General features: G+C 45.5%; 23 protein-coding genes. 16 read left to right on the top strand and 7 right to left on the bottom strand.

Going from position 1 to position 23,614, the window contains the following annotated elements:
* Positions 1 to 88: 88 nt before the first annotated feature.
* Positions 89 to 1,060: a transcriptional regulator gene (locus NSQ20_RS24380; RefSeq protein WP_076212352.1), complete on the top strand. Its 972-nt coding sequence runs from the start codon at positions 89 to 91 to the stop codon at positions 1,058 to 1,060.
* Between the two features lie 42 nt (positions 1,061 to 1,102).
* On the top strand, positions 1,103 to 1,465 hold the full coding sequence (locus NSQ20_RS24375) for an HIRAN domain-containing protein (protein ID WP_339195073.1): 363 nt from the start codon (positions 1,103 to 1,105) through the stop codon (positions 1,463 to 1,465).
* Positions 1,466 to 1,485: 20 nt separating this feature from the next.
* Here the strand turns inward: NSQ20_RS24375 and NSQ20_RS24370 are convergent, their stop codons facing one another.
* Complete coding sequence (locus NSQ20_RS24370) at positions 1,486 to 2,589, bottom strand: glycosyltransferase family 4 protein (protein WP_339195070.1); 1,104 nt, start codon at positions 2,587 to 2,589, stop codon at positions 1,486 to 1,488.
* A 215-nt stretch (positions 2,590 to 2,804) separates the two neighbouring features.
* On the opposite strand from NSQ20_RS24370, the gene NSQ20_RS24365 reads away from it, so the two are divergent.
* From NSQ20_RS24365 to msrA, 6 genes are all read left to right on the top strand, one after another.
* Positions 2,805 to 3,116 carry a DUF3817 domain-containing protein gene (locus NSQ20_RS24365; RefSeq protein ID WP_036617062.1) on the top strand — a complete coding sequence of 104 codons (312 nt, stop codon included), beginning with the start codon at positions 2,805 to 2,807 and terminating at the stop codon, positions 3,114 to 3,116.
* A 277-nt stretch (positions 3,117 to 3,393) separates the two neighbouring features.
* Complete coding sequence (locus NSQ20_RS24360; protein ID WP_036617064.1) at positions 3,394 to 4,212, top strand: TerC family protein; 819 nt, start codon at positions 3,394 to 3,396, stop codon at positions 4,210 to 4,212.
* Positions 4,213 to 4,714: 502 nt separating this feature from the next.
* Positions 4,715 to 6,178, top strand: a complete 1,464-nt coding sequence (locus NSQ20_RS24355; RefSeq protein ID WP_340031044.1) for an RtcB family protein — start codon at positions 4,715 to 4,717, stop codon at positions 6,176 to 6,178.
* Positions 6,178 to 7,482, top strand: coding sequence for an AAA family ATPase (locus NSQ20_RS24350; protein ID WP_339195067.1), 1,305 nt, complete (start codon positions 6,178 to 6,180; stop codon positions 7,480 to 7,482). Before NSQ20_RS24355 ends, NSQ20_RS24350 begins: the two co-directional genes overlap by 1 nt.
* A 308-nt stretch (positions 7,483 to 7,790) precedes the next feature.
* Positions 7,791 to 8,048, top strand: a complete 258-nt coding sequence (locus NSQ20_RS24345) for a GlsB/YeaQ/YmgE family stress response membrane protein (protein WP_062835823.1) — start codon at positions 7,791 to 7,793, stop codon at positions 8,046 to 8,048.
* A gap of 178 nt (positions 8,049 to 8,226) precedes the next feature.
* Positions 8,227 to 8,742, top strand: coding sequence for a peptide-methionine (S)-S-oxide reductase MsrA (msrA, locus tag NSQ20_RS24340; RefSeq protein ID WP_127551385.1), 516 nt, complete (start codon positions 8,227 to 8,229; stop codon positions 8,740 to 8,742).
* 80 nt (positions 8,743 to 8,822) lie between these two features.
* Here msrA and NSQ20_RS24335 read toward each other — a convergent pair whose 3' ends face one another.
* Positions 8,823 to 10,094, bottom strand: a complete 1,272-nt coding sequence (locus NSQ20_RS24335) for a hypothetical protein (protein ID WP_339195063.1) — start codon at positions 10,092 to 10,094, stop codon at positions 8,823 to 8,825.
* A 261-nt stretch (positions 10,095 to 10,355) separates the two neighbouring features.
* On the opposite strand from NSQ20_RS24335, the gene NSQ20_RS24330 reads away from it, so the two are divergent.
* From NSQ20_RS24330 to NSQ20_RS24320, 3 genes are all read left to right on the top strand, one after another.
* The gene (locus NSQ20_RS24330) at positions 10,356 to 10,952 is read left to right on the top strand and encodes a restriction endonuclease (protein WP_036617077.1); all 597 of its coding nucleotides are present in this window, start codon (positions 10,356 to 10,358) and stop codon (positions 10,950 to 10,952) included.
* Between the two features lie 119 nt (positions 10,953 to 11,071).
* The gene (locus NSQ20_RS24325) at positions 11,072 to 11,299 is read left to right on the top strand and encodes a hypothetical protein (protein WP_036617079.1); all 228 of its coding nucleotides are present in this window, start codon (positions 11,072 to 11,074) and stop codon (positions 11,297 to 11,299) included.
* A 120-nt stretch (positions 11,300 to 11,419) separates the two neighbouring features.
* Entirely contained in the window at positions 11,420 to 12,667 is a 1,248-nt protein-coding gene (locus NSQ20_RS24320) for a crosslink repair DNA glycosylase YcaQ family protein (protein ID WP_339195061.1), read from the top strand.
* A gap of 194 nt (positions 12,668 to 12,861) precedes the next feature.
* On the opposite strand, the gene fabV is transcribed toward NSQ20_RS24320, so the two are convergent.
* The gene (gene fabV / locus NSQ20_RS24315; RefSeq protein ID WP_338706856.1) at positions 12,862 to 14,055 is read right to left on the bottom strand and encodes an enoyl-ACP reductase FabV; all 1,194 of its coding nucleotides are present in this window, start codon (positions 14,053 to 14,055) and stop codon (positions 12,862 to 12,864) included.
* A 203-nt stretch (positions 14,056 to 14,258) separates the two neighbouring features.
* Here fabV and NSQ20_RS24310 point away from each other — a divergent pair, with 203 nt between their 5' ends.
* From NSQ20_RS24310 to NSQ20_RS24300, 3 genes are all read left to right on the top strand, one after another.
* Complete coding sequence (locus tag NSQ20_RS24310) at positions 14,259 to 15,539, top strand: XRE family transcriptional regulator (RefSeq protein WP_338706855.1); 1,281 nt, start codon at positions 14,259 to 14,261, stop codon at positions 15,537 to 15,539.
* 495 nt (positions 15,540 to 16,034) lie between these two features.
* A complete protein-coding gene (locus tag NSQ20_RS24305; protein WP_074096159.1) occupies positions 16,035 to 16,451 on the top strand; it encodes a hypothetical protein in 417 nt (138 codons plus the stop codon).
* A 125-nt stretch (positions 16,452 to 16,576) separates the two neighbouring features.
* Complete coding sequence (locus NSQ20_RS24300; RefSeq protein WP_036674600.1) at positions 16,577 to 17,371, top strand: hypothetical protein; 795 nt, start codon at positions 16,577 to 16,579, stop codon at positions 17,369 to 17,371.
* Between the two features lie 99 nt (positions 17,372 to 17,470).
* Here the strand turns inward: NSQ20_RS24300 and NSQ20_RS24295 are convergent, their stop codons facing one another.
* Together NSQ20_RS24295 and NSQ20_RS24290 are read right to left on the bottom strand one after the other, a co-directional pair.
* A complete protein-coding gene (locus NSQ20_RS24295; RefSeq protein ID WP_036674482.1) occupies positions 17,471 to 18,286 on the bottom strand; it encodes a class I SAM-dependent methyltransferase in 816 nt (271 codons plus the stop codon).
* 73 nt (positions 18,287 to 18,359) lie between these two features.
* Positions 18,360 to 19,301 carry a YafY family protein gene (locus tag NSQ20_RS24290; RefSeq protein WP_036674480.1) on the bottom strand — a complete coding sequence of 314 codons (942 nt, stop codon included), beginning with the start codon at positions 19,299 to 19,301 and terminating at the stop codon, positions 18,360 to 18,362.
* Positions 19,302 to 19,646: 345 nt separating this feature from the next.
* Between NSQ20_RS24290 and NSQ20_RS24285 the strand changes: the two genes are divergently transcribed.
* The gene (locus NSQ20_RS24285) at positions 19,647 to 21,080 is read left to right on the top strand and encodes a glycoside hydrolase family 1 protein (RefSeq protein WP_036674478.1); all 1,434 of its coding nucleotides are present in this window, start codon (positions 19,647 to 19,649) and stop codon (positions 21,078 to 21,080) included.
* A gap of 169 nt (positions 21,081 to 21,249) precedes the next feature.
* Here the strand turns inward: NSQ20_RS24285 and NSQ20_RS24280 are convergent, their stop codons facing one another.
* Entirely contained in the window at positions 21,250 to 21,915 is a 666-nt protein-coding gene (locus NSQ20_RS24280) for a phosphatase PAP2 family protein (RefSeq protein WP_036674475.1), read from the bottom strand.
* A 172-nt stretch (positions 21,916 to 22,087) separates the two neighbouring features.
* Here NSQ20_RS24280 and NSQ20_RS24275 point away from each other — a divergent pair, with 172 nt between their 5' ends.
* Positions 22,088 to 22,660 carry a hypothetical protein gene (locus NSQ20_RS24275; RefSeq protein WP_036674473.1) on the top strand — a complete coding sequence of 191 codons (573 nt, stop codon included), beginning with the start codon at positions 22,088 to 22,090 and terminating at the stop codon, positions 22,658 to 22,660.
* A 173-nt stretch (positions 22,661 to 22,833) separates the two neighbouring features.
* Here the strand turns inward: NSQ20_RS24275 and NSQ20_RS24270 are convergent, their stop codons facing one another.
* Positions 22,834 to 23,610, bottom strand: coding sequence for an AraC family transcriptional regulator (locus NSQ20_RS24270; protein WP_036674467.1), 777 nt, complete (start codon positions 23,608 to 23,610; stop codon positions 22,834 to 22,836).
* Positions 23,611 to 23,614: the final 4 nt, after the last annotated feature.

Below are 23,614 nucleotides of genomic sequence, written 5' to 3'. Positions count from 1 at the left end.
GCGAAAATAATATTGGGACTAAAGATTTAGTTCTGTACTAAAGGAACTAGTTTTCCTTGCCGATAAAATATCGAAGGGGAGAAACTACATGACAGAGAAATTAATTCGTCTGCTGCGTATACTTCAGGCTATACAAGCAAATCCTGGAATTTCGGCCAAGGAATTGGCGCTGAAATGCGGTACGACTGTACGCACGATTTATCGTGATCTCCGGATTTTGGATAGGGTCGCCCCAATTATGAATGAAGGATACGGCAAAGGTTACCGATTTATTGGTGAGTTTGCGATGTATCCATTAGATTTTACTGAACAGGAAGCAATGGTTTTCTCCTTGCTCCCGTCCGTAGTTGATACCTCCAAGTTACCTGCTGAGTTTGATTCAGCGTTTGACAAGGTTATGTCGGCTCATACCAAATTAAAATCAAGAAACAGTGACATTGTAGAGAATATTGCGGGAATTATTCGGATGGGCACGCCAGCTTATCGCGAGGAAGGAAAAGACCCTAATTTGCTGATTCCCATTATCGAATCTATTCTAAGCCAGCAAACCATTCGTACTCAATATCATACGCTGACAAGAAATGAGATCACAGTCCGGGATATCGATCCCTATTATCTCATTCCACGTGATCAACGTTTTTATTTGATTGGATACTGCCATTTGCTGCAGAAAGTTCGATTGTTTCGGATCAGCCGTTTTTTGGATGTGACACGAACAAATGCCGGTTTCGACAAGGGTGATTTCAACATAACGCAGTACATGAAGAACACATGGTCTATTGACCGTGGCGACGAAAATATCCATTTCAAGGTAAGATTCTCTGAGAAAGTGGCCCCCTACATAAAAGAAGAAGAAATGTTTGTTCGCCCGCGAATGACGAATATGTCCGATGGGGGATTGTTATTTGAAGTGACACTGAATAGCAGCAGAGAATTTTTGAAATGGTTGTATCAATTTGGACCCGAGGCAGAGGTACTTGAACCTCGTGAGTTCCGTAGAGAGATACGCAGGCAACTTGTCGAGTGGTTGGAACATTATGAAACCGATGTATCTTTGTAAAAATTTTAATCATGGAGAAGTACAGGAAAAGGAGCAGGTAATATGAGCACCAAATTATTCGCAGCTATGTATGGGATGGACCACTACGATGGAGTACAGGCTCTACATGTGGGGGATACCGTGTATCTCGTCAAAGATCCAGATAATCGTTTGGATCATCAAGCAATTAAGGTTGTTATTCCCCCGATTGGAGCCGTAGGTTATATCGTTAATGATCCGCTGGTCGTACCTCATGGATGTTGGGCCGGGACGGCATTCTACGATGTGTTTCATCAACTAACGTGTGCCAAAGTACGATTCATGATGAGAGATATGGTGATTATGGAGTTAATTGAGATGAGTCACATTCCTGTTCCGCAGATGGATTCTTTGATTAAGGGATGGCAATTTCGTGAAAAAGCTTGATCATCGTAACAAAAGAAGGCTCATTTACGGATGAGCCTGGTATAGGTCGCTTCCAGATGCATGGCTGTTCTTGCCCAACTGAAATATGCCCTTGCGCTGTCTCGGCCAGCCTTTCCTAACTTCTCGGCAAAAGTGGGATTGCTTGCAAGTTTGTACAGGTAAGAGGTGAAACGTTGAGGGCGCTTATAAGCAGTGACAAGGTATCCATTGATACCTGATTCAATAATCTCGCGAATACCTCCGTTATCCGAAGCAATGACGGGTAATCCTGAAGCCATCGCCTCAACATTAACCAGGCCAAAAGCTTCATGTTCTTGAGACGGACAGACCAGACAATCGACTGCCCGATACAACTGATCGATATGCTCATGGTTTATCTGACCACGGAAGGAAACATGGACCTTATGTTTTTGGGCAAGTTCGCGAAGTTTACGCATGTAATACGGAGGTCCTTTGCCTGCAACAACCAGTTGAACAGATACCTGTTGCTGAAGGAGGGCAGTCGCACGAATTAATACGTCTACACCTTTTCCAGGGATCAGCCTGCCGACATACAGAATAGAGAATGGTTTAGTTACTCCAAATTGTGTACGCAGATGAATCTGTTCTTCGCTGGATTCAACAGGTCTGAAGCGGCTTAGATCTGCACCCAATGGAACAACACTCATCCGGTGTTTTACCAACGGAAATCTGCGGCCTAACCTTTGTCGTAGGGAATGACTGTTGACGGCAATCCAATCAGCTTTTTTCATTAATGTGAGTTTGGAAGGCCCGGGCTGAGCAAACGTTAATGAGTGAAGATAGAGTACAACGGGAGTGCGTGGAAAGGCTCGTTTGATGGTAGCCATACTTCGTGGCCTGTTATCCACTTGAATTACATCATAGGGTTGTTGGGATAACAAACGTATGACTGCTTTGGTGTACATGACAGGACTCGACGCAGGGACACGTTGAATGGTGATCCCATCGATCTGTTCTGTGGCGGCGAGACCTTGCATTTGACGACTTATAATGGTCACCTGATGGCGATGGGCTAGTTCACGAGCGATGCCCAGGATACAGATTTCCACGGAACCATTACCGGGCAAAGGCAATTTCTCGGGTGCAACCATAGCTATTTTCATGATCCGGCTCCTCCTTGTCCGACATCTGTAACAATCTTCGTCATATATCTTATGAGAAGTTAAAGCATTTGGCTCCTGCGAAATGGTAGGTGAGCCAACCATATAAGCGTGCAGGAATAATCTGCTACATGGCATCAAGCGAGATATTCAGCTTTTGTGATATACTGTACGGGAACAATTGAATTCGTTACATGTATAAAAGCAGGAGGAAAATAATGTTACATTCTACGCTGGGGCGCTTCCGGCTGATGTTGTGGTTGCAGGGCATTTCGTACGTGTTGTTACTGTTTGTTGCTTTTCCGTTGAGAGATGCTGGGGTTATGCCGCAGGCTGTCACATGGTTTGGGAATCTGTACGGTTTTTTGTTTTTAATGTATTTGTTATTTATGGTGACTATGTACACCTCACAGAAATGGCGTCTGCGCCGTCCAATTGCTCTGTTCTTTGTTTCTTTCATTCCACTGGGGAATATGATCTACGATGTTGTCGTATTCCGTAAGCTGTATCGTCAACTAAATAAAGCTTGACTTTATTTAACGTTATGAAATATGATGAGTACAGGTTAATCAACCCGTTCCAACTAAAACTACATATTCCTGTTAAAGGGGAGTAGCTTTTACAGTAAAGTCGTCAATTCGGGATCATATCCCCGGCTTTATTGGCAGCAATTTTGTTGTTAGCGAGACCTTTACCAAGTTTTCATGCTCGGTAAAGGTCTCTTTTTGTGGATATAAAAGGACCTTACCAGTGATGGTAAAGGTCCTTTTTTTTGTACATCATAAGAATATTAAGGAGGAGTCAATTTTGGATGTTTCATTATTATTAGAATATGGGTGGGTGCTTGCTGTCTTAGTGGTCCTTGAAGGATTACTCGCAGCAGATAATGCATTGGTACTCGCAATCATGGTTAAACACTTGCCTGAAGATAAGCGCAAAAAAGCGTTGTTCTACGGTCTGATGGGTGCATTTGTTTTCCGTTTAGGTTCATTGTTCCTGATCTCTTTCCTCGTCGATGTATGGCAGGTGCAAGCGATCGGTGCCCTGTATCTCCTGTATATTTCGATTAACCATATCGTTAAAAAGATACTGGGTAGTCGCAATAAGACAGATGAAGCAGCTGATTCAACGCCGAAGAAACCGAAAAAACAATCCGGTTTCTGGATGACCGTTTTCAAGGTCGAAGTAGCGGATATCGCATTTGCAGTTGATTCCATTCTGGCTGCTGTTGCTTTGGCTGTGGCGTTGCCACCAAGTGGATTGCCTCCAATTGGCGGACTCGACGGTGGACAGTTTATCGTTATCTTCCTCGGTGGATTCATCGGGCTTGTGATCATGCGTTTTGCAGCCTCATACTTTGTGAAATTGCTTCATTCCCGTCCAGGACTTGAAGTTGCGGCCTTTGTCATCGTAGGTTGGGTAGGGGTTAAGCTGGCGGTTATTACACTCGCACACCCTTCATTGGGTGTTCTGGATGAGCATTTCCCGGAAAATAAAATTTGGAAATTCGGATTCTATATTGTACTGATCACCATTGCGGTATGTGGTTGGTTCCTGTCTTCCAAAGTTCCTGAAAAAGAAGACGAAAATCCGGTTGAAGAGTTAGAAAAACAAGCAGGACTGTAATAATCATGTTACGCTAACAACATCATTATTATTTGGAAAACAGGAGATTGTCCTAGGACAATCTCCTGTTTTTGTTTACATATGCAATCTACACCATGGACCAATTTCCAAGAAAAGGGTTGACACATGAATTCTAGTCCCCTTAATATAAGACTAACATTAACGAAGGGAGGCCGAGAGACATGATGCTTGGTTATGATTTGATTCAAACAGGGCGCAACGTAGACACAATAGCATATCCGGCTCATCGTTTCATTGGCCTCATACGGTCGACATAGGGGATAGGCATATCGTTTAGCAGGTTTTATAATCGATATGCGTTCTTCGCTTATATTATAGCGATGGATGACAGACACACAGCATGTTTATGCTGTTCTGTTCTCCGTTATTGTCATTCAGTAGAAGTCATGGGCGACTAGCCTATGGCTTTTTTTGGTTTTATTTTACAGATGAATCAGCAAACCGAATTTGCTGAACGTACAGGAAGGAATAATACACTTTTATGAATACAGAATTTAATTTATTTACTAATCCAAACGAATTAACAGGTGCCTACCGGCATGAAGTAAAATTGCCTGCAGGTGATTTAATCGTATATGCGGCGCAACAACTCTTCTCCTCGCTTGATTACAAGGTGTTTGAGATGGCAAACAATAATCTGCAGATTCCGGGAATTTCTTATATGAGTTATACGCCAGACGTACACGTCGGTGTAGGTACGTGCATTGGAACGACAGCCGTGTGGGATGCGCAGAGCGGATATGTTTCTCCCTCCATCGTGGGCAGTGACATCGGCTGTGGCATGCGAGTGCATATGACAAACTTACACAAGGACGAATTGAAAGACATCAAGCTCCGCCGCAAACTCGTCAAGGCCATTGAGAAAGTATTGCCGATGGAGGCGAACCAGCGAGGTCATTACTCGGATATCAGACTGGAGCATATTGTTCGTAAAGGCCTGCATGGTTTACCCAAAAAGTATATTCCAGACAGCTATACACCGAAAAAATCAACCGCGATGACACATGTGGAAAGCAGCAAGTTCAGTTACGATGAGGATGTGTTAAACCACGTTCCTGATATGACATGGCATCGTTCGCATCGTCAGCTCGGAACACTGGGTGGGGGGAATCATTTTGCCGAGATCCAGGCGATTGAGATCGCTGAAGAGAATCGTGAAATCGCCGAAGCTTGGGGATTGTATGATGGACAGGTCGTGGTCATGATTCATTCCGGCTCTCGTGCGTGGGGTGGTTATGTAAGTCAGACGAGTTCGTCAGCGATTGCCAAAGTCATGCAGCGGCTTAACCTGGGTACATCCGATCCCAGACTGGTATTTGCTCCACTGGAGCATGCGGAAGGTCGTCATTATGTGAACATGATGTATTCTGCATTGAATTACGCTGTTGTCAATCGTCATCTGATTGCGTATGCTATTCGCGAAGCATTCCGGGATGTGTTTGGCTCCAAATATGAATTTCGTACGTTATACGATCTGATGCACAACTATGCCTGGGAGGAATCTCACGCAGACCAAGGTTCCGTTTTTGTACATCGCAAAGGGGCGACACGTGCGTTGCCGGCAGGTCATCCGGACAATCCAAAGCCTTATCTGGCAACAGGGCATCCGGCGCTTATTCCGGGTTCCATGGGAACTGCTTCATATATCATGGTAGGTCAGCCGCAGGGTGCTGATAATTATTATTCAATATGTCACGGTGCGGGTCGAATCCGTTCACGGACGGCAACAAAACGATTGATTAGCGTGGAGGATTTTGCTACGGCACTGGGTGTGGGTACAGAAGATGAGATCGTGGTAAATCAACGCTCACTTGAATCCATTATTGATGAATCACCTCAGGCTTATAAAAATGTAGATGAAATTATAGACAGTGTTACCGGCGCAGGCCTGGCTCAAGTTGTAGCCAAATGCAAACCGCTTGTAGCGGTAAAGGGAGCGAAATAATGACAATAAACGAAAAACAAACAGATCCAACCCAGGCGATCTATACTTATGACGAACAACATGATACCCGAATTCGAGTGGAGGGGTACGCCATCTATTCAAGGCTGATTCGTGGAATCAGTGAGGCACTTCATCAGCGCTATGGAGTTGAGTACAAGCTGTATGCCAGTTCCGACCCGAACAATGAATACTGGGAGTTACTCCGGGAAGACCTGCAAAATGGCAGTGACGAAGTGGAATTGGTCGCCCGTATATTCGAAGATCTGGAGCTTCAGACCTTGCATTACGACGATGATGGAGATGTGCCTACTTATGGTGTGCATTACTCCATTCGCAACAACGTATTTGCTTATCCGAAATGGGGCGTAGCACTTGTGCGGGTTCCATTTTTCAGAGAGAACGGGATCTACAGTGAAGACTTTGTCTTTGCCATCGGTGATGAGGAGATGAAGCAATTTCTGGGAAGTGTCCGGGAACGGGAACGTCAGCAAAATATGAAAAAAGTAACGGTCTACACCGATGCCCGTAATGGCAGCGATCGTCACGTCGAATCCATCACTCGCTCCGTGGGAAGAGAGGATGTTGTTCTCTCGGCACAGATCAAGCAGGATATTTTCCGCTCGCTGGATCAGTTCTTCGAAGCGGATCGTTCTTTTTACAGAGATTATGATATCCCGTACAAACGGGGCATTCTATTGTATGGGCATCCGGGAAACGGCAAGACCACGTTGGTAAAATCCATTGCTGGAAGTATCCCGGGCCCGGCTGCGTATTGGCAGATTACGGAGTATACCAACAGTGAGTCGGTGCGTGAAGTGTTCGAGGCTGCCAAGCGGTTGGCACCGATGGTACTGATCATTGAGGACATCGATTCGATGCCGGATGAAGTCCGTTCCTTTTTCCTGAATACACTGGATGGAGCTACGTCAAAAGAAGGCATTTTCCTGATCGGGACAACGAATTATCCGGAGAAAATAGATCCTGGCCTCATGAACCGTGCTGGACGGTTTGACCGGGCTTATGAAATTCCGTTGCCAGATGAAGCGCTGCGCCTGCAATATTTGCGCCAACGAGGCTTTACCGTATTTGCGGGTGAAGAAGGCACGGTAGAAGCAGCTCGTCTGACCGAAACGTTTTCTCTTGCACAGCTAGGTGAGTTGTATGTGAGCGCTGCGCTGGAATGGCATCAGAATGGACAGACAGACATTGTGAAAGTCATTCAGTCGATGCGTGGCGAGCTGGACAAGAGCCATAAACATACTTGGCTGGCGCAGCCAGGTAAGGGCCGTGCAGGCTTTTATTGATCAGACCTAACCCATCCATCCTATAATATGACGCAATTTTATAAATAATCCTACCTCAATTGGTGATACTAACCTTGTCTGCTCTAACATACAATGACTTTCGGGAGGTACATAACGCAGCCCTGAGCTGGTGAGATGCCGGAAAGTAACGCGAACTGTTCCATACCTGACTAAGGCTTGTTTTGCAGAGGAAGATGCATGGGGACAAAAGGTAATATGCAAAAATTTTTATGCCAATTGTTTAAATGCTTCTGTAGCGGTTAATAGTAGACAGACAACAACAAAAACTTTAATTAGAGGTGAATGATATGGGTTGGTTATGGTCATTAATTATCGGTGGTATCATTGGATGGTTGGCAGGTTTGATCGTTGGTCGTGACATTCCAGGTGGTGTTATTGGTAACATCATTGCTGGTTTTATCGGTGGATGGTTAGGTGGAGTAATCTTGGGCGATATGGGTCCTGAGATGGGCGGATTCCACATTGTACCTGCATTGATCGGTGCGATCGTTCTTGTAGCCATCGTAAGCTTGATCTTCCGTTCGATGGGACGTAGTCGCGGGTAACTTAATCAAGATAATTTCTTGAATTAGTTGTCAGCTAAATGTTTTACCAATGAAGAGGTTGATTGAGAGCCATAACCATGGCTTTCAATCAACCTCTTGTTGTTTTAAAATATAAGAATGTATGCGTAACTTAGCATCAGTATTCTATAGATAGTTTCGATAAGAGGGGATGAACAGAATGGAAAAAGCTACATTCGCCGGCGGATGTTTCTGGTGTATGGTTACACCGTTTGAAGAACAACCGGGCATTCATGGCATTATATCGGGTTATGCTGGCGGTCACGTCGAGAATCCAACATATGAGCAGGTCAAAACCGGGGAGACCGGTCATGTCGAAGTGGTTGAAATTACATTTGATCCAGATGTATTCCCTTATGAACGACTGCTGGAGCTGTACTGGCCTCAGATTGATCCGACGGATGACGGAGGTCAGTTCCAGGATCGGGGGACACAGTACCGTACGGCGATTTTTGTGCATAATGAACGTCAACGTGAGCTTGCTGAACAGTCCAAACAGGAACTTGCTGCCAGCGGACGATTCAATCAACCCATTGTTACGGAAATTCGGGATGCAGCTGTATTCTATCCGGCTGAAGACTATCATCAGGATTATCACAAGAAAAACGAAAAACATTATAAGGAAGACCGTGCGTTATCCGGACGGGACGAATTTATAGACGAGAATTGGAAATAGGATGATATTCTAATTTGCCAATGTAATAAGCCGGGAGAGCTCCTTATGGAACTCTCCCGGCTTATTATTAAATCGAGTATTTATTTTGCAGAATTGGACTTCAGTACATATTTGGACAATGTCTCATCGTTCATGGAATAGATGACATCATCCACATAAGTTGAAACACCTTCTAATGAAGGAACCGAGGCACTGGTTGTGTAGATATGCACGTCTTCCAGCGTCTGTGGATCAAGAATGTATCCTGTTTTGGCAAAATCAAGCTGATACTGACCATCCTGTGTCTGGTCAACACGCATAAGTGCAGGCTGTGCGTCCTTGAATGTACGCTCAGTCACTTTGCCTTTCATCGTGTACAGTTCCAGCTTCTGCCCTGTAAAGACTGTATAACCGTTGCCAGCCGTCTGAATGTAGGCATCACCAGCAATGGCACGTCCCCAAGCAAGCTTGCCATCGATGCCAAAGCCCATCAGTCTGTTACCGGTGTTCTCAAAATTGGCGCGCATAATGATGGAACCATCGTCGAGAATGGCCAGCGATTCACCGCCGCCATCTCCTAATGTATTTGCATTGGCAGGGAATTGGTAGAAGGACAGACGATTCAACGTACGATCATAGATCTCTACTTTGGGATTAGCTGCTTGCTGCCAGAAGTTTCCTACCTTCGTTTGTTTACTGGCATCCACTACAATTCGACCATGATCAGCTTTAAGCACGTTACCGTTGATGGTCTTTTCAGTAATCAGCTTGCCCTTTTTGTCATATAACGAGATGGCGGAGCGAACCGAACCATTCGATTGCACGCCCTGACTTGAAGCAACCATCAGCGTATCGTTATCCAATAGGGATATGCTTGCAGGTGAATTCACCGTTTTGACCCAGTTGGTTTTACCGGATGTATTGAATGAGTACAATTTTTTGGTTTTGTCTGAATATTCCATATACACATAAGCTGTACCGTTGCTGGCATATACCGAATCGGAGTAGGTGGTATAAGGACCACTTTTCTCATGGAATATCGTATTCCACTTCAATTGTCCAGTTGTAACATCGAATGCTTGGAGAGAGTCCAGTTGCCAGTCGAGTGTTGTTTTGCTACTTGTTTTGGTCACGGGTTGGGAGGCATGTACATATACAAGATTTTTGGATGGCACGGCATGAATTCCCTTGATCAGGACATCTTTCTCTGTATTAGCCTCAGATAACATCAGGGACGATGACGTCCACGCCGGTTTGGGCATGGATTCGGTTGAAGCAGCGGCGTAACCTGTTGTATTCATGGTGAAGAGGAGCATGCCGCTGAGAATGAGGGCAGCCCATGTTTTGGACTTGTGTTTGGTCAATGTATGCAAGTGATAAACCACCTTTCTTCTTCGGTTCAAAATAGAACCGATTGTTGAATTTTACCATTAAAGTCAAGCTGAATTCAACCGAACGCACTGTAACCTTTTATCATTGGTTTGTCGAAATGACTATGTTTGGAGAAGTGTAACGGTTACAGGGAATTCATCTTCTTTCGATGAAGGTGGAAGTCTGATATATTTAGTGCGGTGACAGCCGTATCTGCGTAAGACGTTGGATAGAACATAGGAAATGAAACAAGGAGAATAGCTATGAACTGGAGCGAAAATGTGACCCTATGGGTCATTGGATGTATCATCATATTGTTGCTGCTGGCCTGGATTATTCGGCGTGTTATCGGGCGCGGGCAGCGGATCCGAAGTGAAGCCAATCCTCGTAAGATCACAATAAAGGACATCGACAAGATGGAGGATGGTTCGGAATTTGAATTATATCTCTATCATTTATTCGAAGAGCTCGGGTACGATGAGGTGCATAAGACAACGAGTAGCCGGGATTTTGGGGCAGATCTGGTGTTTGTTGATAGACTCGGCAGACGAAGTGTGATACAAGCGAAGCGATATGGTGCGAACCATCCCGTAGGGTTGAGTGCTGTGCAGGAGATATATACATCGATGCGTTATTATGAAGCCGACCGGTCGATTGTATTAACGTCCGCCCGTTACACCGAAGCCTGTCGGACGCTTGCAGCGGTTAATGGAGTGAAGCTGCTGGACAGGGAAGACCTGATGGAATTAATTCTGTTATTCAAAGCCAGAAGAGTGGAAGAAGCATTGGAACTGATCGAAGAAGATGATCATGAACCAATCGAGACGTGGCAGTCTCGGCGAAAGCGGCAATCCCGCTAAGTACTTGGGTGGAAGCCTTTTTAATGATGTACATCTCATTCCAGTAGGAAGCACCTTCACTTGCGTAGCTGCACATGATATATTGAGTGTATATCAACCAAAGGAGTGTGTGATCCATTATGGCACGTACACAAACACAAAAAGCATTACGCAAAGCAGAGCGGTCAGGTCAATGGTGCTCGGAACAGAGCCGAAGAGTTAACGGAGATTATGGTGCGTTATCCCAGCATGTACGGCTCATGCCTACGAAGCAGGAAAAATTGCAAAAGGTCAAACACAAGAAGCAGATCATCCAAGATGGTGGTGCTTCTTTTTATTTTGTCCATAAGGAACGGATTGCTGGATAAGTAAGACATTGAATTCTTTCTTTGGTTGGAAAGTAATCATGTGGACTGTTAAAATCAAGGTATCTTGATAAATTGGACTATAAATCCTTGTATATTTAATGAAGGGAAGAACCTATACATATGACAACAGCGCTGCACTTGAATAAAAAAATCGTTCGGCGTTTTTTGCTGCAAACGCAAGCCTTACTGGGACGTTGGCCCGCAGTTTCCTTACCTTCGGGACCTGACCAAGTTTTGAGTTTGATTCGTTCCCTTGGTTGCGTACAGATCGATCCTGTGGCTGCTGTAACCGGAAACCAGCATTTGGTGCTGGGGGCTCGTGACCCTGGTTATAATGCTGACAGCTTAAATACGTTGCTGAGTGATCACAAGGTGTTTGAATATTTTGCAAATGCTGCCTGTGTCATTCCAATCGAGGATTATGCTCTCTTTGAACCTGTGCGTGCCCGATTAAGGGAGCGTCTGGCTCCGTCCTTACAAGGTCTAGAGAAAACAGTGCAGCATGTGTTACAGCGTTTGAAGGAAGAGGGTCCTTTACCTTCCAGAGCCTTCCGTGCTGTTGAACGGGTAAGTGGTTATTGGGACAGTGCAGATGTGCCAAAGACAAAGGATACCACACTTGCTCTGAATCTACTGTTGGACTCCGCTGTGATTCGTGTGGTGGCGAGGCAGGGGAATGAACGTTATTTTCATATTACCGAATCTGAGTTGCAGCAACAGGGACTTACGATGAAAGAAGACATCGATGTGTTGGCCCAGAGACAGGCTCTGCTGGATAAATACATTCATGCGTATCGTGTTGTAGATGCCCGTGATCCCCGTCTGGGTTGGCTGAAATCTACAGCGGCTGAACGACGCGCCGATATTGCTGCACGTGTGTCAGATGGGCGAATGATCCCGCTTAAGGTGGAGGACGTGGCCACGCCTTATTATATTCGTGCTGAAGATGAGGATTTGCTGCTGCACATGGAAAGCGAAGAGCCACACTATGATCCGTCTGGCCCGGTACGTTTCCTGCCGCCGCTGGACAACCTGTTATGGAGAAGAGAACGTATTGTTGATTTATTTGATTTTCATTATAAATGGGAGATTTATACGCCAGAGGTGAAAAGAACCTACGGTTATTATGCCATGCCTATTCTTCACGGTGATCGGTTGATTGGACGTATGGACCCACGACTTGATCGCAAAACTGGAGTACTTACCGTTCGTTTGTTATCGATGGAAGAGACTGCTCCACCTGTGGAGGAATGGATTACGAATTTTCGGGAGGGGCTTCAATTCTTTGCGTCCATGCATGGAGCACGTTCCATTACTATCGAGAAGACGGTATCAAAAGAGCTGAAAAAGCAGCTTAAATCGATTTGATTAGGGGATATACAAAGGAGTGTACGGATACGGAAATTGGAATTGTTAAAGGGGGGAGGATCTAAAAAGGACAAAAAAAGGAGGAGCCAGAGGGCCCCTCCTTCTTCATTTGATTTTAATATCATATCTCTAGCATTACATCAGAAGTGCTAACGAAAACAAAAACCTAGGTTCACGTCCACGCCAAAACTTATTTAGTTCACCAGATGAGGCATTTCAACGTTGGGATCAACATCTGCTTCATAATCCACACCATCGGTTTCAAAACCAAACAGCTGGAAGAATTCGCGACGGTAACCTTCCAGATCGGACAGATCGTAGATGTTCTCTGTGGTCAACTCATTCCAGAGCTTCGCCACTTCTTCCTGAACGTCAGCTCTCATCTCCCAATCGTCAATACGAATGCGACCTTCGGCATCGGTTGGAACTTCTCCTCCCGCATACAAGCGATCAGCGAACAGACGTTGCAATTGCTCGATACATCCTTCATGCAAGCCTTTTTCTTTCATGACTTTGTACAATGCTGAGATGTACAGCGGCACGACTGGAATCGCAGAACTGGATTGAGTCACCAGCGCCTTGGCTACAGTTAAGTACGCACGTCCACCTTTGGCACTCAAACGATCATTCAGCTTGTGTGCAGTTGCTTCCAGATGATTCTTGGCCTGACCGATGGAACCATCACGATAAATGGCATGGGTAAGTTCAGGACCGATGTAGGAGAAAGCGATCGTTGTTGCATCGTCGGCAAGCACGCCGCCTTGTTGCAGGGCATCCATCCATAGTTCCCAATCATCTCCGCCCATAACAGTTACCGTCTGACGAATTTCCTCTTCGTTTGCCGGTTCAAGGGTAACGGAGCTAATTTCGCCTGTGTGGAAGTTCACCGTTTTGTTCGTGTAGGATTGTCCGATTGGCTTCAGCACAGAGTTAAATACTTCACCCGTGTTCGGATCGGTACGGCGTGCCGATGCTACGCTGTATACGACCAGATCGACTTGACCGAGTTCACTGCGAATCAGTTCAACGGCTTTGTCTCGTGTTTCGTTTGCAAATGCATCACCTGTAACGCTGTACGATTTCAGGCCTGCTTCCTCCGCGGCTTTTTCGAATGCAGCGGAGTTGTACCATCCTGCAGAAGCTGTACGTTTCTCTGTGGAACTGCTTGGACGATAAATGCCGACTGTATTCGCTCCAGCTCCAAAAGCAGAAACTACACGTGACGCCAGACCGTATCCGGTGGAAGCACCGATCACGAGTACATTACGCGGTCCTTTCAGCTTAGGCTGGGATTTTACATAATCAATCTGTTCCTGCACTTGCGCAGCGCAACCTACAGGATGGGAAGTGGTACAAATAAAACCACGTGTTCTTGGTTTAATAATCATTTATTTGCATCCTTTCATATTCAGCTCATGTTTCAGCATTTCGATAAAATGCTCTTACACATACTTTCTTATTGTAAAACAATTACCTCGGAAACGGAAACCGTTTCGTTTGATTTCACTTGAAGGGTGGCGTTATATCACTAATTTTGCGATGATGTGAATAGAATGTACTCGCTTGTTAGGATAGAAAGGACAGGGATACCATGCTGAAGGAACGCATTGAACTGCTAAGCAAAAGAAAACAAATCTCCCGTAAAGACCTTGTGGAAGGTCTGGTCACGCAGGCCCACTTTGCCAATATCCTGGCGGATCGTTATCCGCTACCTGAGGACTTGGCAGAAGCCATCGCCGGGCGTCTTGGGGTATCCCCTTCCTATATTCTACAGGCTGCGGCTCAGGACGAGGAAACACTCGAACGGGCAGAGGTTATTTTCGAACAAATGTCTGTTCCAGCGTCGGCGATATCCGAAGATACGGTGCATGCACTGGCAGATCGGGATGACACGCTGACCGTTGAGCTGACAACGGCCTTGATGAAGGCGGTCTATTATCAGCAATTAAATGATGCAACGGCTCATGAGTATATACATACGTCCTACCTCAATTTTTACCTGGAGAAATACGGTCGTCCAGACGATATTGATCTGCCGCGTCCGTTAGTTAAGGCGCTCTTGTTCTATAAAATACAATATTATCGCTCCAAAATGGCTTTTGTGGATGTACTAACTCATGCAACTAGGCTCAGTGAGCTGGCGCTTCCTGGCAGTGAATTCTGGTTGTCTGTGCAAAATATCAAGATGGAAGCCTACATCCAGGTCAAACAGTATGAAGAGGCAAAACAGGTATTCGAGCTTACGATGCGTCATGTCTATGATCAGCGGATGTTTCATCGGTTGTCTGGATTATATGTAGCATATAGTGGGTATTGCTTCGCAATGGGGCTGGTTCAGGAGGCACTCTCGGCATTAACCATGGCGGAGGCAAACCTCGTGTATGCGGGCAACCAGGGAGATCTGGTAACGGCGATTGCCAACAATCGCATTGTCATGTTAACAATGACAGGTGAACTGGATCAGGCACAGACGGAGATTGAACGATTTGAATCGCTATTGCAGCAGGAAACGGAAGAAACACAGCAGGCCATGCAGCCGCTCGTCAGTGTGTATCGATGCGAAGTGGCTCTGGCACGGAAGAACTGGGGCGTGCTCGCGCAGAGTGTAGATCAACTTTTGAAATGTGCAACAACACAGGACCAGCAGATGAGCGCAACCTTCTACCAGAGCCATCTGGCTCTTGCGCATGGAGATCGCGAAGTTTTCATGGAGCGGGCACTTGCGTGTCTGCCTTATTTTGAATCCGCGCAGCATGTCATGCGGCTTGAACCGTTATATGAAGGGATGGCCGTAGTATCTGAGGATCAGCGTAAATACAAAGAAGCCGCGATGTATTATCGGAAACTGGTCTATCTGTTACGCAAAAAATAGAGCGGAAATCGGCTTGGAAGAGCCTGATTATGACATGATTTTGTGCATTGCCAAAGCACTTGGCACAAAATATGGCCGCCAATTGTGAAATGAAGATCGGATTAGCAGATCTTTTTTTGCGGAATTAGCATAATTCTTTACCAAAGAAACGATTATCCCGTAATTCATTTGCCGGATTTTTCGTTTTTTTTGTATGCCGCCAGAAGGGTATTCAAGGACAAGCCGCGGTGTTTATAATTTAATTATAAATACGTGTTCAAAAAGTCTGGTTTTCAGTACCGAGAAGATGGAATGAAGCTAGAAATGGAGTAGCGGAGCGTAGGAGACCTACGTGAGCAACTACAATGTTTCCGAAGGAAACATACTTCGTAAGCATATGCTTATTCGGCTGAATTTCATATTCGATGCTGATGATGCCGCTAGGCATGATTCGTAATCAAAAGTGGACTTTTTGAACAACTTCTAAAAACAAATAAAACAAATGAGGTGTTTGATATGGGATGGTTCGGTAAAAAGAACAAACAGGAAGATGCGATTGCTAAAGCGGATAAAATGATGAATAAAGGACTCACTGGCATGATGATGAAAGGTTTTGTATCAAAGGAACATCGGGAGGCCATCAACCAAAGTCTGGATTCGGCAAAGCAGGCACAATTGGCCGCGAGTGGTTCGCTTCCATTAACGGCAACAGCAACGGTGGTGACGATCACCGATACAGGCAAACTGATCAATTTTGATCCGATTGTTGTGCTTGTATTGGATGTGACAGAGACCAACGGTAACCAGTATCAGCGAACCTTGGAGACACTGGTGTCCAAAATGCAGATTCCACGAGTTGGAGATCGGGTGGGATTGGGTCAGAATCCAGCGAATCCGTCCGAACTGATCTATATGGGACTAGTGTCCATTTAGAAGGTCTTTGCTTATAAGACAGTGATATCCCATGTGTATAATACGTATAACAACGATTAATAGATACATGAAACTAAAGGTATGGATAGAGATAGTAAGAGAAGGATTAAGAGAGGGTAGATCATATGGTAGGTTTCCTGAGATTCATTGGCGTATTAACTGTGTTCGGAGTGGGGTTCTCCCCATTTCTGGCACAGCAGCTGTGGAATGATCCGTTTATGATTATGCAGGCATGGTGGTACACTCCGGCGATCTTTGCCGGGTTTGCACTGATCTTTGTTCCTGCGATTTTGAGCAATATTTTTGGCGTAGGTCGAGTGAAGACAGGTTTACCAGCAGTTGGGGTCATTAAGACTATACAACAGACGGGTACGTATATTAATGAACAACCGGAGGTTCGATTGGGTCTGACAGTTTCGCTTAAAGGGCGAGAGAAATATGATACCGAGATGAAAACCGTCATTCCGCTGACTTCCATGGCACAGTTTCAGCCGGGCAGTTTCATTCCATTAGTGGTTTCCGTAAAGGATGAGCGCAAGGTAGGGCTTGATCTGAAAGGGCAACTGTCACAGGAAGATATGCAGCAATTGCTGGATGAAAAGATGGTACAGCAAGGTGTATCACCTGAAATGATGGATATTGCAAGAACAGGGGAAAAAGCAATGGCCAAGATCCTTGATGTCACTCCACTTGGGAGTGGAGGCAGTAACAAGATCAAGCTTCAGCTCAAACTCAGTATAACAAAGACGAACGGTGAAACCTTCAATGTGACAACGCAAAAAGAAATTTTGTCATCTGCGCTGCCCCAGGTGCAGCAAGGTCATATCATTAATATCATCTATTCAAGACAAGACCCAACAAAATTGGTGTTGGCATTGAATGTACAGGAGCGACAATTAAGTGACTTATTCTCTTCCTGAGGATGTAGACAAAAGGAGGTCCTACAGATCATGTTTATGACGTGTAGGACCTCCTTTTTCATTTTGGTATGTATGAGAGATACAAGCAACGGACGGTTTTCAAACAATACCAAGGCGCATGCGATAAGAAAAAAGTACTTTTCTGGATTCTCCATCAAATACACGATTAGCCAGCGCTCTGAACTCGTCAGCAGCTGTTAATAGATCATCCGCTCCCAGCTTCAACGCCGTTTGCAGGCCGCCTTGGCTCAGGGCGAGATTGACATATCGATCGGCAGTGAATGTCTCGTGGTGATGAAATACGATTTCCCGAACATATCGGAACAGCCCGGACTGCTGAATCTGCTGCAAATGCCCATCCTTGCTCCATTTGTGTGCCTGACTATCCTGGGGAGCCAGACTGGCTGCTCGTTGATCTGCTTCCTTATTCAGCTGCAGATAAGCTTGTTCTAACTGCCAGTCTAACATTGGCGGCCAGTCGCAATCGTAGGCTGCAAATATGCCCCCTGTACGAAGTACACGTGCAAACTCGCGTAGTGTGGGTTGCGGCTCCATCCAGTGAAACGATTGCGAGCAGGTCAGCACATCCACACTGCCATCTGGTAGTCCGAGGTCGTGAGACAAGCCGGACACAAACCGCAGGTTATCCGGCTTCCCGGCAGATTCCCACTTGGATTCAGCTACAGACCTCATGTCATCGCTGGGTTCAAAGCCGATGATACGTTCAGCTTCATTAAGCCAGATCCACGAGGATAAGCCGGTGCCACAACCAATATCTGCGACCATACGTGGAGTGCTGCCAAGATATGTCGTTAGAATATCCACCACTTCAGTGGGAGCAGCTGGTCGATTCTGATCGTATAACGTACCAAAACCTTTGAAACGTTCCACATTGTTGCGTCTAATGTCTTGCATGGATAAACCTCCTTCGGTCAGATGGATGACGGAGAGTCAGCTGTGATCAAAAGTTGTATAGGCCTATATTATATCATTCATTGTTGGGAAGTTTGTTCATGACGTTCTGCAAATGTTCAACGGCTTTGATATGACGTCTGAGCAATTCCTGTCCAACATGAACAGGCTCGATTACGGTCAGCTCGGAACCAAACGACAGCAGGAAGGAGTAGAGCCATTCCCCTACATTCAGTTCGAGAGACACACGGAGCCTGCCATCAGGCTCTTTTTTAATGAGGGAGGGTTCGAAAAAATCATACACTCGGTATGCAATATTGCTGGAGAACGAGAGTGTAAGAGGAGTCAGGACAGGAGCTGCTTCTGATTCAGGGTCGTTTGATCCGGCAGTAACAGAGTGATCGTGTTTTCTCGCCAGAAAAGTCAACTGGGTGATCCGTTTCATCTTAAATGTCTCGAATTCTTTCCGATCAGGATCATCATGAATGTAGCCTTTGAAGTACCATGTACTGTTTTTGAAAATAAGCTTCTGTGGCTCCACGGTCGGAATGCTCTTCTCACCATCCGAATTAACATAATGAAACGTAATCAGTTGATTCGTTAATATAGCTTGTTTCACCTGATTGAACAGCTCTCTCTCCTGCAGAGGGATGCTGCCCCATGGTGAGAAATTGAATTCGATCCAATCCAGCTTGTGATCAAAAAGGGCGGTTAGCCGTTGTAGCATATGGGCACTGTTAAGATGGGGGATCGCACTGATGCTGTATAGTCCCATCAAAATTTCATTCTGGTCTTCTTCCGACAACAGGGACTTGTCCATGACATAGTTGTCCATCAGATGAATACCGCCATGCTTGCCGGTCGTTGTATAGACGGGAATGCCCGCAGCACTTAACCGATCGATATCGCGGTACACCGTACGTACAGAAATCTCGAACATACGGGCGAGTTCGGGTGCAGTGGCTTTCTTTTTCTCCAATAACAAAAGCAACATTCGAAATAGTCGGTTATTTTCCATGCTCTGATTATACCATGACAACAGGTGTCAGGGTATGGGTGGTACACTGGTGTAAAAGTCTTACCAAGACATTTTGACTCAGATTTATAATTTGTTCTTCATTTATTGGGGAGTAGTGAAGGGGACGATATCGATTCTGAAAAAACGAAGTGTTCGCTAAAAGCTTTCTGTAAGAAAGCTACTTCGGAAGCAAACGCTATCATGGGATTTTTCCATTTAGAAATGGGAATAAAAGAAATCCGAGGATAACAGCGATCAGAAGAACGATTCGTGACCGGAACGGCTACTCGCATAATATCAAGCACTTTATACCGAAATGAGTTAATTATTAAGGAGGAACTGGTCATGACAATGAAAGAAGGATTTTACTGGGGTGGCGCAACGGCTGCCAATCAATTCGAGGGTGGATGGAATCAAGGTGGCAAAGGGCCGAGCACGTCTGACATGATGACAGGGGGAACCCACACGACCCCACGCCGGATTACGCCTGTATTGGAAGAGGGCACGTATTATCCGAGCCATGAAGCGGTTGATTTTTACGGACATTACAAAGAAGATATTGCCATGATGGCAGAGATGGGCTTCAAAATGTTCCGCATGTCCATCAACTGGTCCCGGATCTATCCGAACGGTTATGATCTGGAGCCAAACGAAGAGGGATTGCAGTTCTACGATAATGTTTTTGCCGAGTTGAAAAAATACAATATTGAGCCGCTCGTAACGATCTCCCATTATGAAACGCCATTCGGTCTGACACAAAAGTATAACGGCTGGGCTTCCCGTGAAGTTATCGATTGTTATATCCGTTATTGTACAACCCTGTTCAACCGTTACAAGGATCAGGTCAAATACTGGCTGACGTTCAACGAAATTAACTGTCTGACGATGCCGATGGGTGCTTATATGGCTGCAGGTATTCTGTTTGAAGGTAAAGAAACACTGGTCGACGGAGTGGATGATCCTCAGACTCGTTTCCAGGCATTACATCACCAATTCGTTGCGAGTGCCAAAGCGGTGAAGCTGGGACATGAGATTAACCCTGATTTCCAGATCGGCTGTATGGTCGCTTTCATGACCACCTATCCAAACACATGTAACCCGGACGACATGTTGCTTGCACAGAAGAAAGACCAAATCTCCAATATGATCTGCGGTGATGTACAGGTTCGTGGCGCGTATCCTGGATTCGCCAAACGTTTCTTCGCCGAAGAAGGTATCCAGATCGAGATGCAACCGGGAGACGAGCAGACCTTGCGTGAAGGCTGCGTAGACTTCTACTCCTTCAGTTATTATATGTCTTTGGTTGAAAGTGCGGATGAGTCCCTTGAGAGAGCAGAAGGTAATCTGCTGGGCGGTATCAAAAATCCATATCTCGAAGCTTCCGACTGGGGTTGGCAGATCGATCCAAAAGGACTGCGTTACACGCTGAATCATCTGTATGATCGTTATCAGATTCCACTGATGGTGGTTGAAAACGGTCTGGGTGCTGTCGATGTGGTAGAGGAAGACGGCTCCATTCAAGATGACTATCGCATTGATTATTTGAAAGGTCACATTGAACAGATGAAAGAAGCGGTAGCTGACGGCGTAGATCTGATTGCCTACACCATGTGGGGATGTATCGACCTGGTTAGTGCATCCACTGGAGAGATGAAGAAGCGTTATGGCTTCATTCATGTCAATAAAGACAACGACGGTAACGGAGACTTGAGCAGAACACCGAAGAAGAGTTTCCACTGGTACAAAAAAGTCATTGAATCCAATGGTGAAGAGTTATAAATTGGCTAAAAAAAACCAGACCCGTCTGTTCCCTTAAATGGGACAAGCGGTCCATGTGGTCCTGAACGTGTTCAGGACTACAATATATGAATATAAAAATACCCGGCGATCCTTATCCTTCAGTTAAGGAAAGCCGGGTATTTCTTTGTGTAGTTCAATAGCGGGCCGCCTATGCCAGCCTTCTGCTTTGCAGTTGGGACATGCGCTCCAAGTGCCGCCGATAAAACCATATACATGTGGAGAGCCAGCAACCACTCAAGAAGTATCCGCCTACGATATCACTTGGATAATGCACCCCCAAGTAGATACGACTTATCCCAATGGTAAGTATAAATACGGCGCTGGCAACAATCATCAGCACACGTCCTGTGACGGTGGGTACATGTTTCCAGATTAGAAAGGCCAGTCCACCGTACAGGCTAAATGCTGCCATAGAATGCCCACTGGGGAAGCTATAGCCGCTCACTTCGATAATCCGGTTAATGGTAGGTCTGGCACGCTGGAATACCAGCTTGAGCAATGCATTTAACAGGGTTGAACCTGCAAGCACACAAGCCAGGAAGAGCAGTTCGCGTTTGTGTCGCAGGCAAACGTACAACACAATCATGGCGATGATGGTAATGAAGACCACTGGCATTTCGCTGCCGATCCAGGTGAAAAGGTGCATGAATTGTGTCATACCAGGGGATTCCAACCCCTGAATCCAGCCGATCAGCGTGTCATCAAATCGATGAATTTGGTTGTCGCTGATGGACAAGGCGATGCTTATAAAGGCGATCATGCATAACGCTGCAACGAGCAGCGGGAAGGAGATATTCTTTTTCCAGTTGTGCATCAAATGTTGAGTTCCTCCGTGATGGTTGATTTCGTATGTTGTGTCCTTGTGTATGTCGGACATAACGATATTTGTATTGTGCTATAATTTTACAATAAATATAGCAGCAATAAAAATATGTAACCTTAACAACGCTTATTCAAGCAGAGAATGTAGGAGGGGAGCGGTCGGAATGAAACGACGTTTGGTGATGTGCATGTTGATCTTACTGTTGGTTACGTCTGGGTTAGCTCTATTTCCAGGAGAGAGAGTGTATGCTTGCAGTTGTGTCGAGAGTGATGTTCAGGAGAGATTGAAGACAAACACAACTGTATTTACAGGAGAAGTGGTGGAGAAGGGACGTTCTCAACAGTCGAAGCATGATGGCTTATTAAGAGAGTATACCTTTGATGTAGATACTGCATGGAAGGGGGTTAATGCCAAAAAGATGAAAATCCTCGCGAGTGACGGTGGATCTGAATCCTGTGGCATTCAATTTGAAAAGAATCAATCCTACCTGATCTATGCTTATCAATATGAAGTGGATCATAAGCTTCATACGAATCTGTGCAGTGGCAATGTTCCAATTGAACAGGCTGGAGACGATCTGAAATTGCTGGGTGCGGGAAAGCTTGTAAGTAAAGAAGATTTTGGAGAAACCACCGATGGGAGAAGTGAATATATCCAACTCATATTATATGGTGGAGTCATTTTATTGGCAGCGTTGGCAATCGTGTGGATATGGAAACGAAAGAAAAGAATCTGATTGCAGGTCTGATGAAAATTGAAAGTTGGATTGTATAACAAAAGGTTTGTATGATTGAAAAACAAGTCAATCCCCGTAAGAACGTCGAGGTACATCCGCGTTCCATACGGGGATTTTCAGGAGTGGCGTCAAAATTTCACCCATTTGGAGTCGAGATTATCGATCCGATGCAGCTAGTTCAGCTGCAACATGTATTCATAAGCTGTGACACCAAATACCCGTTTGAAATGACGGTTCAGATGGGTCAGATCAACGAATCCACAATCGGCAACAGCAGTATATACGTCCTTCTGCTTTTCGATGGATTGACGGGCACGCTCCACTTTGCAGTTTAAGAAAAACTGGTAGGGGGATATGCCTGCTTGTGCTTTGAATTCACGGATAAATTGAAACTTGGACATGCCAAATTCGGAGCTCAGGTTGTCCAGCTTGAGCACATCTTCGGTGCTGCAAAACATGATTTCCTTGGCTTTGCGGACCAGGTTGTCCTGAGGCAACCAGAGCTTGGTGTCCATTTCCTTCTGAGCCAGCAGGTGAACGAGATCGAAGACCCGTTCGCTGCACTCGGCTTCGTCCTGTCTGAGTTGAACGGCATCGTTCAGCATCAGGATCTTACGTGCAAGCTCGGGATCATAGACGATGGGACTTCCAAAACGCAATTCCTTTTTGCCTATAATCTCCTCTACCAATTCAGGCTTCAAATACAGCATCACATAGTCAATGCCAGCCTTATCATAGGAGCTTCCATCATGAGACTGTTCACGGTTAAACAACATGACACCATTTTGGTGAGATGCCTGATATTGTCCGTCCAGGTTGTATTGTTGAATGCCACGCAGGGTTACGCCGACCGCATACTCTTCATGGCAATGTTTTTTGTATGCAAAATCAGTAAAGCTGGCGGATAGTGCCAGCACGTCTTGCGACTTTTTATAGTTAAACCGTTCCATGCAG

Source organism: Paenibacillus sp. FSL K6-1122 (genome assembly GCF_037977015.1).
GTDB lineage: Bacteria > Bacillota > Bacilli > Paenibacillales > Paenibacillaceae > Paenibacillus > Paenibacillus amylolyticus.
The sequence above is the reverse complement of the archived record's forward strand: the minus strand, read 5'-3'. Positions and strand labels throughout refer to the sequence as shown.

Coding starts and splice junctions, on each gene's coding strand:
- NSQ20_RS24380 (WP_076212352.1), top strand. CDS start 89: ATGACAGAGAAATTAATTCGTCTGCTGCGTATACTTCAGGCTATACAA.
- NSQ20_RS24375 (WP_339195073.1), top strand. CDS start 1,103: ATGAGCACCAAATTATTCGCAGCTATGTATGGGATGGACCACTACGAT.
- NSQ20_RS24370 (WP_339195070.1), bottom strand. CDS start 2,589: ATGAAAATAGCTATGGTTGCACCCGAGAAATTGCCTTTGCCCGGTAAT.
- NSQ20_RS24365 (WP_036617062.1), top strand. CDS start 2,805: ATGTTACATTCTACGCTGGGGCGCTTCCGGCTGATGTTGTGGTTGCAG.
- NSQ20_RS24355 (WP_340031044.1), top strand. CDS start 4,715: ATGAATACAGAATTTAATTTATTTACTAATCCAAACGAATTAACAGGT.
- NSQ20_RS24350 (WP_339195067.1), top strand. CDS start 6,178: ATGACAATAAACGAAAAACAAACAGATCCAACCCAGGCGATCTATACT.
- NSQ20_RS24345 (WP_062835823.1), top strand. CDS start 7,791: ATGGGTTGGTTATGGTCATTAATTATCGGTGGTATCATTGGATGGTTG.
- msrA (WP_127551385.1), top strand. CDS start 8,227: ATGGAAAAAGCTACATTCGCCGGCGGATGTTTCTGGTGTATGGTTACA.
- NSQ20_RS24330 (WP_036617077.1), top strand. CDS start 10,356: ATGAACTGGAGCGAAAATGTGACCCTATGGGTCATTGGATGTATCATC.
- NSQ20_RS24325 (WP_036617079.1), top strand. CDS start 11,072: ATGGCACGTACACAAACACAAAAAGCATTACGCAAAGCAGAGCGGTCA.
- NSQ20_RS24320 (WP_339195061.1), top strand. CDS start 11,420: ATGACAACAGCGCTGCACTTGAATAAAAAAATCGTTCGGCGTTTTTTG.
- fabV (WP_338706856.1), bottom strand. CDS start 14,055: ATGATTATTAAACCAAGAACACGTGGTTTTATTTGTACCACTTCCCAT.
- NSQ20_RS24310 (WP_338706855.1), top strand. CDS start 14,259: ATGCTGAAGGAACGCATTGAACTGCTAAGCAAAAGAAAACAAATCTCC.
- NSQ20_RS24305 (WP_074096159.1), top strand. CDS start 16,035: ATGGGATGGTTCGGTAAAAAGAACAAACAGGAAGATGCGATTGCTAAA.
- NSQ20_RS24300 (WP_036674600.1), top strand. CDS start 16,577: ATGGTAGGTTTCCTGAGATTCATTGGCGTATTAACTGTGTTCGGAGTG.
- NSQ20_RS24295 (WP_036674482.1), bottom strand. CDS start 18,286: ATGCAAGACATTAGACGCAACAATGTGGAACGTTTCAAAGGTTTTGGT.
- NSQ20_RS24290 (WP_036674480.1), bottom strand. CDS start 19,301: ATGGAAAATAACCGACTATTTCGAATGTTGCTTTTGTTATTGGAGAAA.
- NSQ20_RS24285 (WP_036674478.1), top strand. CDS start 19,647: ATGACAATGAAAGAAGGATTTTACTGGGGTGGCGCAACGGCTGCCAAT.
- NSQ20_RS24280 (WP_036674475.1), bottom strand. CDS start 21,915: ATGCACAACTGGAAAAAGAATATCTCCTTCCCGCTGCTCGTTGCAGCG.
- NSQ20_RS24275 (WP_036674473.1), top strand. CDS start 22,088: ATGAAACGACGTTTGGTGATGTGCATGTTGATCTTACTGTTGGTTACG.
- NSQ20_RS24270 (WP_036674467.1), bottom strand. CDS start 23,610: ATGGAACGGTTTAACTATAAAAAGTCGCAAGACGTGCTGGCACTATCC.